The organism is Corynebacterium auriscanis, assembly GCF_030408435.1.
GTDB classification, from domain to species: Bacteria; Actinomycetota; Actinomycetes; order Mycobacteriales; family Mycobacteriaceae; genus Corynebacterium; species Corynebacterium auriscanis.
This window is the reverse complement of record NZ_CP047046.1, coordinates 2384394-2395875: the sequence shown is the minus strand read 5'-3', so window position 1 is coordinate 2395875 and position 11482 is coordinate 2384394. Positions and strand designations below refer to the sequence as shown.

Genomic DNA, 11482 nt, shown 5'->3' with positions numbered 1-11482 from the left:
ACTAGGGCGCATCGCGACAGCTGTGTGCGGACATCATAGAGCGGACACCGCGCCATCATGCGGCATTTGCGCTGCTCAACGTGGTGGTGCCTGGTTGTTGTCAGGTTGTTGCGCAGTTGTTTGAGGTTGTTTGAAGTTGTTGGAAGTTGTTTGAATGGTTGTTTATTAGTGCTTTTAGGCCGAGCGCCAGCGGGTATTAGCGCCGCGTCAACGACAGATCGTTGCCCCAAAGTTTTCGCCGTAGTTTTCGCCGTGCCTAGGTAGACAAGAAAATGAACCATTGTGCCGCTCTCGGGTGGAAAGCCGGCGGGTACACGTTTTGCCATTTAACCCCGTTTTGCTACCTCACCCCCTACCTAACCCCTGAACCCGGACATGACAAAACCCACCGCCGAAGCGGTGGGTTGAGCTGAAGGAATCAGTTTCCCACACAATTTCAATGAGAAGTCCGAAACCGTCAAAAATTCTGGTCGGGGTAACAGGATTTGAACCTGCGACCTCTTCGTCCCGAACGAAGCACGCTACCAAACTGCGCCATACCCCGGCTGGATACCGCTTCCGGATTTCACACCCCGAGCCTGCTATTCCACTCGGAATCTCATCTGGCTTTTCCGTAGAAAACGGGGCGAAAACCATTCGCTGTAACGATTGACAACTATATCGCCCAGCGATGTTACGGCGCAAAGCGCCCCTACGTTTTCGCTGTGGTTTTGGGCGGGGGCTCGCGCTGAGCTTGGGGCTAGCTCTCGAGTGGGGATTCCTCTGCGCTGGGTTTTCTCCTCGGGCTCCGGTCTACTTCTCGACGAAGTGCAGCAGCGTGGCGCTGGGGCGACAGAAGGTGCGGAATGGCACGTACTTGGAGTTGCCCAAACCATTGGTTACGTGCAGCCACATCCTCTCACTCCATCGTGATAACCCCTTGGCGCGACCGCGGTCGATTCCACAGTTGGTAACGATCGTCTTCCCGCCGGGCAGGCATAACTGGCCACCGTGAGTATGACCGCTTAGAACAATCTGGTACCCGTCAGCTGCAAAACGATCCAGAATATGAGGTTCGGGGGAGTGGCTCAGACCGATCTTCAGATCCGCATCGGGGTTGGCGGGCCCGGCGATGGCATCGTAATCGTCCAGCTGGTGGTGAGGATCATCCACACCAGCGATGGCTAGTTTGATTTCGCGCGCGTAGTCAGATTCAGCAACACCGGCTGGGGCGATGGTGAACTCCACACGTTGGTGGGTGGCATCGTGCCAACCACGTTCTACGAAGGCAGCGCGCATACCTTGCCACGGAAGCTTCTCCTCACTGGGCTTGCGCTTTTTCCCAAGCAGGTAAATGAAGGGATTGACCGGGCGAGGAGCGAAGTAATCGTTAGAGCCGAAAACGAACGCGCCTGGTCGGTCCATTAGGTCGTTCAATGAGCGGACCACCGTGGGCACACCGTCTTTGGAGCCCAAGTTATCGCCGGTATTGATGACCAGATCCGGGTTGGTGGTATCCAATCCTGCGAGGAATGCCTCTTTCGCTTTCTGCTCCGCCAGCATGTGAAGATCGCTGATGTGCAGAACCCGTACGGAACCCCAACCTTCGGGCAGCGCGCCGGGTTCGAAAACCGGCACGGTGACCTCGTGCATCTCGAATTGTCGGATTTCGCGGTTAGCCAGGTAGGCGGTAGCCAGCCCGGTCATTGCCAAGCCTGCAGTGGCGCCCAACAAGCTGGTGACAACGCGACTTTTGGAAGTTTGGTCGGTGGGTATCACGATGCTCCACCTTACCTGCGGGATGGGCGACCGCCGGCGGCTTGGTCACCGAAGGACTGAAGCCGATTCAGCAGATCGTTGATCTGGTTTTCAAAGTCCTGAAGCCCAGGTGGAGTCGCGGGTCCTTGCGAGGGACCGTTCCTGCGCTGTGGTTGCGCGGATGCTTGACCTTGACTGCTTGCACCGGCGTTCTTGGAAGCGAACTTTTCCGGGTTTGTACCCGTGTTGTACTTGGGGTCGTACTTGGGAAGGCCCGGGCCTCCACGGGCTGCTACTCCGGTTTTCGATGCTTCTAGGAAGGTTTGCGCGGGTTCGTTACCGCCGTACAAGTTGCCCTCACCGCATTGGCGCACGGGGGAGGTGCACAGGTTCTGGGAGCTTCCGCCGTCATTGAAGATGTAAGTGGAACCTGCCCATTGCGGAGTGAAGCCCATAAATGCTGCGGAAAAGCTTGTCTCGGTGGTACCCGTCTTTGCTGCGATGGGGCCGGACCAGCCAACACTGGCCGCAGCGCCTGCGGCGGTTCCGGAGGAAATGTCCGAACCCATGCCATTGGACAACGCATCGGCAACGTTCTTGTTCAGGGCTTGCTCGCAGTTACTCTTTCCCAAAGGCACTTCATTGCCAGCGTGATCGGTGACGCTGAGTACTGGACGCGGTTCGCACCACCGTCCGTGATCGGCCAAGGTAGCCGCCACGTTCGATAGTTCCAGAGGGTTGACCGCATTGGGGCCCAACACAAAGGAACCTAGGTTGTTGTCCTTCGTGTACTTGGCGATGCTGGTATCCCCGTGGCTACCTTTGTCGTCGTAGCTGCGCAGGCCCATCTTGACAGCCAAGTCCACGATGCCCTTTACCCCGGCCTTTTCCGCCATGGTTATGAAAGGGGTGTTTGGGCTGGTAGCGAGGGCTTCCTTTAATGTCATGGTGGGCTTGTAGGAGGTGGCGTTTTCAACACAGTACTTGCTGGGTGGGCAGTTCTTCGCGCCGCCTGAACCCATGTTGTCCACGTCCACTCGGTTCGGAACGTCGAGGACGGTATTGAGTCCTGCGCCTTGTTCAATAGCTTTGGCGGCCGCGAAGATCTTGAAAACCGAACCGGCTCCGTGCCCTTGGAGGGAATGGGTGATGGGCAGGACGGTTTCCTTCTTCTTTGTATCAAGGCCGTAGTTTCGGGACGATGCCATGGCGACAACTTCGTGCCCATTGCCCGTTGGTGAAATGAAGTTGCTCACGCTAGCCACGCCGGTTTGCGTAGCGGAGACGTGGTTCTTTGAAGCCTTATCCGCAGCTTCCTGGGCCTTTTTATCCAGCGTTGTGCGAACGGTCAATCCACCCTTGGCGACCTTGTCGCGGTCAATCCCTTTGGAATCCAGCCACTGCAGCACGTAATCGCAGAAAAAACCTGCATTACCTGCGCCGATACAACCGTTTGTATCTCCCTTGGGTTCCTTGCCCACACCTAAGCCCTGTTTTTTATACCGAGCGGCGTTGGTGGCGGAGATTTTGCCGGTGCTTGCCATCGCGTCCAGCACTGCATTGCGGCGCGCGAGTGCGCCATCGGGATTGGTGAAGGGATCGTGGCGGCTTGTCGATTGCACAATTCCAGCCAACAGCGCGGCCTGGGGAATGGTGAGGTCTTTGGCGTTGGTGCCGAAGTATGTCCGTGCGGCGGTTTGCACGCCGAAAGAGTTATTGCCGAAAGATACGAGGTTGAGGTACCGGGTCAGGATCTCGTCTTTGGAAAACTCCTTATCTAATTCGCTGGCCATCTTCATTTCGCGCAGTTTGCGCGGAATAGATGTTTCAATTGCCGCGGCCTGCTGTTCGCTGGATTCCGCTTTCACGAGCAGTAGGTAATTCTTCACATACTGCTGGTTGAGGGTACTCGCTCCTTCGGACACACCGCCGCTGGTCACGTTGGCGGCCGCGGCGCGTAGGGTGCCTTTTATATCGACGCCTGCATGTTCAAAGAATCGACGATCCTCGATAGCCACGATCGCATTTTTCATGTTTTGCGAGATTTCATCAGGCTTTACTTCGATTCGACGTTGGTCGTAGATGTAGGCCATCGTGTTGCCGTAACGATCAGTGATGTTGGACATCCTGGGTAGGTCATCGTTGGCGGAGATGTCCTGCACGTTCGAGTTCATCGTCTTGTTGGTCGCGCTAACGGCCCAGCCGCTCAGGCCCGCGAAGGGGACCATGGCGAGGGCGAGTAACAAACCACCCACGACAATGGCGGCAAACATCTTGGCGAGGGACGTCGAAGTATTCACATCGACTAACCCTAGTCGACGATGTGCAGCAACCAGAGGGGGCTCTCTATCTCGTAACAACTGGGTCGGAGGGGAATGCCGGGGCATATGAGACTGACGAAAAATGCCGGACGGACAAGGGGGTGGGGGTGAAAATTGTGAGCTGCGTCTCAAATCGTCAAAACCAGTTGTGTTATGCCCCTTGGGGTTTAAGATTCCCCGCTTTTCGCTCTCGGTCTTCTGCGCCGAAATCGCTGTGAGCTGCGGAGATGAAGCGATTGCGTGAGCTAATCCCTCTCGTGCGCGCGTTTTAGGGCGGGTTGGGCAGTGACGGGGAGCGCCTTAGCGCAGCTTTGTAACGCCTGCGGCGCTCACCCCCAAAATGTGACCCATTCGACACTTCTAAAAACGTGTGAATAAGATTACGTCCAACGTGAAAACAAGTTTTTCAACCGAAGGATTTCTCGGAGTAACCATGACTGCATCTCTCGCTCGCCCAGCTCGCACCGCTGCTGTTGACAGCAAGGCGTCGGCAAGTAAGCCAACTTGCCAGCCCGCCGATCAGGTAACCAGCCGTGAGTCCTTTAACAACCGCGGCGAGTGGATCACCCTCGCGCACTGCCGGAATGTGGATCCGGATGAGCTTTTTGTTAAGGGAGCGGAGCAGCGCAAGGCGGTCGCGATCTGCCGGCACTGCCCAGTGGTTTTGCAGTGCCGTGCGGATGCCTTGGATAACCGAGTGGAATTCGGCGTGTGGGGCGGCATGACCGAGCGCCAGCGTCGTGCCCTGCTGCGTAAGCACCCAGAAGTCACCAGCTGGGCGGACTTCTTCGCAGGTCAGCTGGAAGCGGCGAAGACCGTACAATAAATCAGCGGTCATCGGCGCTTACGAAGCCCACGTACGTAGGCGCACAGTCAAGCTGCATGAATATGGCGTAACAAACCAGTTCGCATCGGCGCCGGTTTTACCCACATAAAAGGTGCGCGGTCGCCAGTTCACATCGGCGCCGGCTAACCCCACATTAACCACCGCTCGGCTAATGTCGTGGCAGATAGGCATCCTTAGGGGATGCGGTTGACCAGCACCGTTGAACGCTCGGACAGAAATGATTGTCCGAGCGTTTCGTTATACTCGGAGGCATGACTAAATGGGAATACGCAACCGTGCCTTTGCTCACACATGCCACCAAGCAGATCTTGGATAACTGGGGACAGGACGGCTGGGAGCTGGTCTCTGTGCTCCCCGGCCCCACGGGCGAGCAGCATGTCGCTTACCTCAAGCGCGAGTTGGGATAGATCGGCATGGCGTTCACGGACAAGCTTAAAGAATTAGCAATTGAGCTGCCCTCCGTGGCAGCTCCCGTCGCCGCTTACGTGCCGGCGGTACACGCTGGTGGGTTCGTTTACACCTCTGGCCAGCTTCCCTTCCTTGACGGAAAACTGCCGGTCACTGGTCTTGTAGGGGGCGAAGTGGATGAGGAAGCCGCGTACGAACAGGCTCGCGTGGCTACCCTCAACGCTCTCGCTGCGATTCACGACCTGGTGGGAATCGATAGCGTCACCAAAGTCGTGAAAGTCAACGGCTTCGTCGCCTCAGCTAAAGGATTTAATGGTCAACCAGCAGTGCTCAATGGGGCCAGTGAGCTACTAGGAGAGATTTTCGGACCAGAGGTGGGAGCCCACGCCCGCGCAGCAGTCGGGGTTGCCGAACTGCCCCTCGGTGCCCCCGTTGAAGTAGAAATCATTGTTCAGGTAGCCACCAAGTAGCGCAGAAGAAGTAGGCTTAGAGTCATGGAGCACCCCGCGTACAGCCAACTACGTCCAGTCACTCCAAACGTCGGCGTCGTCCTAGCACCTAACCCCAGCTACGCCGCCCTGGAGGGAACTAATTCCTGGGTCATCCGTGGTCCTGAGGATAGGGTCTCGGTCGTTGTGGACCCAGGACCGCAAGATGAAGGGCACCTTAATGTCCTCAACACCAAGGCCACTCAGGATGATGGCGAAATTGCCTTGGTGTTGCTCACCCACCGCCACGCTGATCACGCCAATGGTGCTCAGCGGTTCCGCCAAATTTCCGGTGCGCCCGTACGCGCCTTCGAAAAGCAGTACTGTATCGCAGCCGATGAACTGGAAGATGGCGAAATCATCTCCTTCGAAGGATTGACACCAACCATTGAAGTCGTGCACACCCCGGGCCACACCCGCGACTGCGTGAGCTTCTTCATTCACTCCAACGGTGGCGACGACGATTCCGACGTGGAAGCTATCTTGACTGGTGATACCATTGCCGGTCGCCACACCACCATGATCTCGGAGACCGATGGTGACCTCGGAGAATACCTGGAGACCCTGGGAAAGATTAAGGAACGCGGCAAGGACATTCCGCTCCTGCCGGGACACGGTCCTGACCAGCCTGATGTGGCTTCCATCGCTGAGCGTTACATTGAACGCCGTGAGCTGCGACTGCAGCAGGTAAAAGAAGCCCTGCAGGAGCTCGGTGAGGATGCGAACGTGGGTGAGATCGTCGATTACATCTACACCGACGTCGATCCAGTGCTGCGCAACGCGGCAGCACAGTCCACGCGCGTCACATTGCGCTTCCTCAAGGGAGAGTAACAGCACGCCCCAAGTAGGGGAAAGTGGCTGAACCTCGCATACGGGGCTGGCCACCGGCCCCGGAGGGGCTCAGCTAAGAGGGGTTTGGTCCACCGGGAACGGTGGGTCAACCCCCCTTTTTTTGTTAATGCTGGGGGATTGGGTATCGAACCCAATGGGCCCGCGTGGCGAATGAACCTAAGCTGCGCGCTTAGCGCGCGTGCCTTGCAGGCAAAACCCAGTGCGCGAACTTAGCGAGCACGCTTGGCCAACCGCTCCGTATCCGAAATCAACACGGACTTGCCCTCCAGGCGGATCCATCCGCGGTGGGCGAATTCTGCGAGGGCCTTGTTGACGGTCTCGCGCGAAGCACCCACCAGCTGGGCGATCTCTTCCTGCGTAAGGTCATGGTGCACGCGCAGAGCGGGGCCTTCCTGAATGCCAAAACGGTTCGCGAGCTGCAAAAGCGCCTTCGCCACCCGCCCTGGCACATCAGTAAAGATCAGGTCAGCCAACGAGTTATTAGTGCGACGCAGACGACGGGCCAGCACGCGCAACAGCTGCTCCGAGATTTCGGGGTGTTGCTTGATCCAATCGTGCAGCATGGAGGAATCCATGGTGGCCGCGACTACTTCGGTCACGCAGACAGCCGACGAGGTACGTGGGCCAGGATCGAAAATGGACAGTTCACCGAACATATCGGAAGGGCCCATCACGGTCAGCAGGTTCTCGCGACCGTCCGCAGCGTGACGAGCCAGCTTCACCTTGCCACTAATGATGATGTACAACCGGTCGCCGGGCTCGCCCTCATCGAAAATCGTGGTGCCGCGAGGGAACTTCGTCGTATCCAGCTCTTCAATGAGCGCACGAACAGCAGTGGGGTCAACACCCTGGAAAATGCCTGCACGAGACAGAATCTCCGATACTTCGGACATTGCCTTTGTTCCTCTACTTTCCTTTAAGACCTGGGGCCTTGCCTTCTATTAAGCCCGGGGGCCTTGCCTTCCTTTAAGACCTGGGGCCTTTGCGATACGTCCAGTCCGTCTAAACACGCTACAAGCAATGATGTCTCGTTTGCGCGATATGGTGGATCCCATGCCGGATTCCCAGTCGCCGTCGACAAAACGACCTTCACTACCCCGTCCCGGAAGCCATCGGGCTTTCAAGGGCGAGGAAACTCCGCTTGGCACCACCAGACGCGCACGCAAAATAAACCGGATGTTGGCCGAAGCCTATCCGGACGCGCACGCCGAGTTGGACTTCAGTAATCCATTGGAATTACTGATAGCCACTGTGCTCTCAGCCCAGTGTACCGACGTCCGTGTGAATATTGTCACACCGGGGTTATTTGGGCGCTATCCCGATGCTCAAGCGTACGCCGAGGCAGATCGGGAGGAGCTGGAGCAGATCATCCGCCCCACGGGGTTCTACCATTCCAAAGCAAACAGCATTCTGGGCTTAGCTCGGGCCATTGTAGATAAACACGACGGGCAGGTTCCGAATAACCTCAAGGACCTGGTGGCCCTACCGGGAGTAGGGCGAAAAACTGCCAACGTGGTGCTGGGTAACGCTTTCGACATTCCGGGAATCACGGTCGATACACACCTTGGGCGCTTGGCGCGACGGTGGCGGCTCACTGACTCTGAGGATCCCGTGCAGGTAGAGCGCGACCTCATGGACCTCATAGAGCGGAAAGAATGGACCGAGTTCTCCCACCGGGCAATTTTCCACGGCCGCCGTGTTTGTCATTCTCGAAAGCCCGCGTGCGGTGCCTGCTTACTCGCCCGCCAATGCCCGAGCTTCGGGCAGGCAGGTCCGATTAACCCAGAGGAAGCGGCGCAGCTCATTAAATCCAACGACCGTGAACGATTGCTAAAATTAGCAGGATTCTCATGAATGATAATTCCTCGCAGCATACCTTAGATTCCCTCGCTAACCTGGCCCAGCCACCAGCCCCTGAGGTCTCGCCTCGCGCTCGGGCTCTGTTGATCGCGGTTACCGTTGTGGTTGGTCTGGTGGTCGCCGCGATCCCACTCATCGCGGGACTGCAGGGATCGGACAAAGGTCATGCGCCGCCGTTGGCGTCGGAACAAATAACCGACGCCCCCACGCCCCCAACCAAGCAAGCCAACGTCCAAGTCCACGAGCCTGTAACCTGCCCAACGGGCAGCGGGGATTTCTCCCCTCACTCGGAATTGGCCAAGATCCAGCTGCCGTGCCTGACGGAGGGCGGCGAGTTGCCTGCGGAAAAGACGGGTGCGGATGTGAAGGCCTCCACGTCGATGGCGGCGGCGGTGGCTGGCAAACCGACGATCGTCAATGTATGGGCGTGGTGGTGTGGGCCGTGTCGCACGGAACTGCCGGTGATGCAGGAGCTGCGGGAAAAACACCCTGAATACAATGTGGTGGGGGTGCACTTGGATGCGAAAGCACAGGCGGGTGCCGACATGCTGCGCGATTTGAAAGTGCACAATTTCCCTAGCTTCCAGGATTCTTCTCACACGTTTGATGCGCTGGGGAAACTGCCGAAAGTGGTGCCACTGACGGTGGTGTACCGCGGGGATGGAACGCGAGCCAAATTGATCGCGAAAGCCTTCGACAATGTTGATGATCTAGAGAAAGAGGTTGCACTCGCCCTAGAAGGTAATCCGGAGGAGGCCCGATGACTCAGCAGAGGGACCTGAATGAACAGGCTAGGGACCTGAATGAACAGGTTGAAGAGAGTACGACGACCCAGCAGCAGTGGCTGGAGCGCAATGCCACTCAGCCTCCTTTGCCCGATGATCTGCCGAAGTGGATCGAGGAGTTGGCGAAGACGGCGCGGTCGGGGGATATCCATGAGGCGCTGAACGATTCGGCGCGGATTGTGCCGGAGGTGGGGAAAGACGGTTCTGCGCCGAGATATTCGGCTGTGCTGGTGCTCTTTAGCGATGCCGACGAGATAGTGGCGGTGGGTGCGGGTGGTGCTGGCAGCGGGGGAGAGACCGACAGTGCAGTCAGGGCCAGCGAGGCCGGTGATGCCGGTTACGCAAGTGAGAATGAAGGGCCCAACGGGCCTGCGCGCTCGCTACCCCACAATGCTGCCTTGCTGCTGACCCACCGCGCGGCCACGATGCGTAACCACTCTGGTCAAATGGCGTTTCCGGGTGGTCGGCGGGAACCTCAGGATCGTGATGCCATCGCCACGGCCTTGCGGGAGGCCTGGGAGGAAACCAACTTGGATCCGCAATCGGTCACGCCGTTGGCAGTCATGCAACCGGTGTACATCGATCGCACTAACTTCGCGGTGGTGCCCGTGCTGGCCTACTGGCCCGCCGCCCATGAAATCTACCCGGCAAGCCCGGAAAACGATTGGGTGGAGATGGTTGCCCTATCTCACCTCACCGATCCAGAACACCGCTTCCGCGTGGGGTTCATGCAGTGGTCCGGGCCTGCATTTTCCATCGGCAACAGGTTGCTGTGGGGATTCACGGCAGGAATTGTCGATAGCATCGTGCGACTTGCTGGGTGGGAGCGGCCCTGGGCCGGTGAACCCGTGGTAGACCTATTCAACGCGTTGGAGCAATCGTCCAACGGCGAGTCCTTGCAAACCATGAAGAACCAATTCCGGGCCGCTGGTCCACAGGGAGGAGCACCATGACCTCAGGATCTTCCGGATCGATGATCATCGACGGTGTACTCATTGCTGTCATCATCGCCGCGGTAGCTTCTGGGTGGAGGCAAGGCGGGCTCTCCGCGTTTCTAGGGTTCGTAGGCGTGCTGCTTGGCGGTGTACTGGGCGTGCAACTCTTGCCTTACGTCCTTGAACAATCCAATCAACGCATTGGCGATAACAGCGGAACACGCCTCATCGTAGCCATTGTTACGATGACGATCCTCATTGTGGCGGGTTACCTTATAGGCTCAGGAACGGGCGCATCTTTACGCGATAAGATTCGCACACGCACCGGCATCACCGTCGATTCGGCCGTGGGTGCTGTGGTCCAGGTCGTGACATATCTGCTGGTCATCTGGTTAATTTTGGTGCCGATTGCCTCGGCCAACAAATCGAACTTCGGTCAGGAATTGCGGAATTCCCGGATCCTCAGCGCAGTGGGAACCGTGGTGCCCGAATGGATGGAAAACTTGCCGTCGCGGACGGCTACCATGCTGAATAACTCGGGCCTGCCGCTGATCGCCGGGCCTTTGGATAAACTTCCGGCGAGCGAGGTGGAAGCACCGGATAATGCCTTGCAGCGAGCTCCGGCTGTACGACAGTCCCGCGATGCCATCATCCGGGTGGTGGGCGAGGCCAACCAATGCTCCCGGTTGCTGCAGGGCAGTGGATTTGTGATTCAGCCCGATACCATTTTGACGAATGCCCACGTTGTGGCGGGAACCAACCAAGTGGAATTGGATACCACCAAGGGGCCTGCACGGGCGGACGTGGTGTACTACAACCCCGAGATCGACATTGCGGTCCTGCATTCCGAAAACCTCGGCATAGAGCCCTTAACGTGGGCAGATAAGCCGGCAGAATCCGGCGATAGCGCGATCGTGTTGGGGCACCCCAAGGGCGGACCATTTGTGGCAACACCCGCGCGTATACGCGAACGCTTTACCGTCAGCGGCCCCAACATCTATGCCACCAACCGTGTGGAACGCGAGGCTTACTCGTTGCGGGGCACAGTTGTGGAAGGTAATTCTGGCGGACCTTTGATCGACGCCCAGGGCCGAGTGCTCGGATTGATCTTCGGCGCAGATATCAATGATGAAGAAACGGGTTATGCCCTCACCAAGGACGAAGTGCTGAAGCACACGCGAGAAGCACTGCAGGCAGAGGTGCCGGTGCCCACTGGGAAGTGTGTGTTGAAATAGGCCGGCGCCGCACG

The 11482-nt window shown here is 57.9% G+C and carries 11 protein-coding genes and 1 tRNA gene; 8 read left to right on the top strand and 4 right to left on the bottom strand.

The genetic code is table 11. From position 1 onward, the window contains the following. Nucleotides 1–467 precede the first annotated feature (467 nt). The 3 genes from CAURIC_RS10240 to CAURIC_RS10230 all read right to left on the bottom strand — a co-directional run bounded on the left by CAURIC_RS10240 (nt 468) and on the right by CAURIC_RS10230 (nt 4010). Nucleotides 468–544 (bottom strand) — tRNA-Pro (locus CAURIC_RS10240). A gap of 248 nt (nt 545–792) precedes the next feature. After that, nucleotides 793–1686: a metallophosphoesterase gene (locus CAURIC_RS10235; protein WP_052094961.1), complete on the bottom strand. Its 894-nt coding sequence runs from the start codon at nt 1684–1686 to the stop codon at nt 793–795. 83 nt (nt 1687–1769) lie between these two features. Then, complete coding sequence (locus CAURIC_RS10230) at nt 1770–4010, bottom strand: transglycosylase domain-containing protein (RefSeq protein WP_052094963.1); 2241 nt, start codon at nt 4008–4010, stop codon at nt 1770–1772. A gap of 481 nt (nt 4011–4491) precedes the next feature. Between CAURIC_RS10230 and CAURIC_RS10225 the strand changes: the two genes are divergently transcribed. From CAURIC_RS10225 to CAURIC_RS10210, 4 genes are all read left to right on the top strand, one after another. Next, a complete protein-coding gene (locus CAURIC_RS10225) occupies nt 4492–4884 on the top strand; it encodes a WhiB family transcriptional regulator (protein ID WP_035113511.1) in 393 nt (130 codons plus the stop codon). Between the two features lie 272 nt (nt 4885–5156). Then, nucleotides 5157–5312 carry a Sp36 family protein gene (sp36, locus tag CAURIC_RS10220; protein WP_141739702.1) on the top strand — a complete coding sequence of 52 codons (156 nt, stop codon included), beginning with the start codon at nt 5157–5159 and terminating at the stop codon, nt 5310–5312. Nucleotides 5313–5318: 6 nt separating this feature from the next. Beyond that, entirely contained in the window at nt 5319–5783 is a 465-nt protein-coding gene (locus CAURIC_RS10215) for a RidA family protein (protein WP_035113512.1), read from the top strand. A 24-nt stretch (nt 5784–5807) separates the two neighbouring features. Further along, entirely contained in the window at nt 5808–6632 is an 825-nt protein-coding gene (locus CAURIC_RS10210; RefSeq protein ID WP_035113513.1) for an MBL fold metallo-hydrolase, read from the top strand. Between the two features lie 230 nt (nt 6633–6862). On the opposite strand, the gene glxR is transcribed toward CAURIC_RS10210, so the two are convergent. Further along, on the bottom strand, nt 6863–7546 hold the full coding sequence (gene glxR, locus CAURIC_RS10205; protein ID WP_035113514.1) for a CRP-like cAMP-activated global transcriptional regulator GlxR: 684 nt from the start codon (nt 7544–7546) through the stop codon (nt 6863–6865). Between the two features lie 160 nt (nt 7547–7706). Here glxR and nth point away from each other — a divergent pair, with 160 nt between their 5' ends. From nth to CAURIC_RS10185, 4 genes are read left to right on the top strand one after another with little or no spacing between them, the layout of a single operon-like run. Next, on the top strand, nt 7707–8507 hold the full coding sequence (nth, locus tag CAURIC_RS10200; protein ID WP_290183439.1) for an endonuclease III: 801 nt from the start codon (nt 7707–7709) through the stop codon (nt 8505–8507). Then, nucleotides 8504–9277: a TlpA family protein disulfide reductase gene (locus CAURIC_RS10195; RefSeq protein WP_052094902.1), complete on the top strand. Its 774-nt coding sequence runs from the start codon at nt 8504–8506 to the stop codon at nt 9275–9277. The genes nth and CAURIC_RS10195 overlap by 4 nt, the downstream gene beginning before the upstream one ends. After that, the gene (locus CAURIC_RS10190; protein WP_084588113.1) at nt 9274–10251 is read left to right on the top strand and encodes an NUDIX hydrolase; all 978 of its coding nucleotides are present in this window, start codon (nt 9274–9276) and stop codon (nt 10249–10251) included. The genes CAURIC_RS10195 and CAURIC_RS10190 overlap by 4 nt, the downstream gene beginning before the upstream one ends. Continuing rightward, entirely contained in the window at nt 10248–11468 is a 1221-nt protein-coding gene (locus CAURIC_RS10185) for a MarP family serine protease (RefSeq protein WP_290182751.1), read from the top strand. Before CAURIC_RS10190 ends, CAURIC_RS10185 begins: the two co-directional genes overlap by 4 nt. Nucleotides 11469–11482 lie beyond the last annotated feature (14 nt).

Excerpts from the sequence above, each read along its gene's own strand:
- CAURIC_RS10235 (WP_052094961.1), bottom strand. The coding sequence starts at position 1,686 with ATGACCGGGCTGGCTACCGCCTACCTGGCTAACCGCGAAATCCGACAA.
- CAURIC_RS10230 (WP_052094963.1), bottom strand. The coding sequence starts at position 4,010 with ATGTTTGCCGCCATTGTCGTGGGTGGTTTGTTACTCGCCCTCGCCATG.
- CAURIC_RS10225 (WP_035113511.1), top strand. The coding sequence starts at position 4,492 with ATGACTGCATCTCTCGCTCGCCCAGCTCGCACCGCTGCTGTTGACAGC.
- sp36 (WP_141739702.1), top strand. The coding sequence starts at position 5,157 with ATGACTAAATGGGAATACGCAACCGTGCCTTTGCTCACACATGCCACC.
- CAURIC_RS10215 (WP_035113512.1), top strand. The coding sequence starts at position 5,319 with ATGGCGTTCACGGACAAGCTTAAAGAATTAGCAATTGAGCTGCCCTCC.
- CAURIC_RS10210 (WP_035113513.1), top strand. The coding sequence starts at position 5,808 with ATGGAGCACCCCGCGTACAGCCAACTACGTCCAGTCACTCCAAACGTC.
- glxR (WP_035113514.1), bottom strand. The coding sequence starts at position 7,546 with ATGTCCGAAGTATCGGAGATTCTGTCTCGTGCAGGCATTTTCCAGGGT.
- nth (WP_290183439.1), top strand. The coding sequence starts at position 7,707 with ATGCCGGATTCCCAGTCGCCGTCGACAAAACGACCTTCACTACCCCGT.
- CAURIC_RS10195 (WP_052094902.1), top strand. The coding sequence starts at position 8,504 with ATGAATGATAATTCCTCGCAGCATACCTTAGATTCCCTCGCTAACCTG.
- CAURIC_RS10190 (WP_084588113.1), top strand. The coding sequence starts at position 9,274 with ATGACTCAGCAGAGGGACCTGAATGAACAGGCTAGGGACCTGAATGAA.
- CAURIC_RS10185 (WP_290182751.1), top strand. The coding sequence starts at position 10,248 with ATGACCTCAGGATCTTCCGGATCGATGATCATCGACGGTGTACTCATT.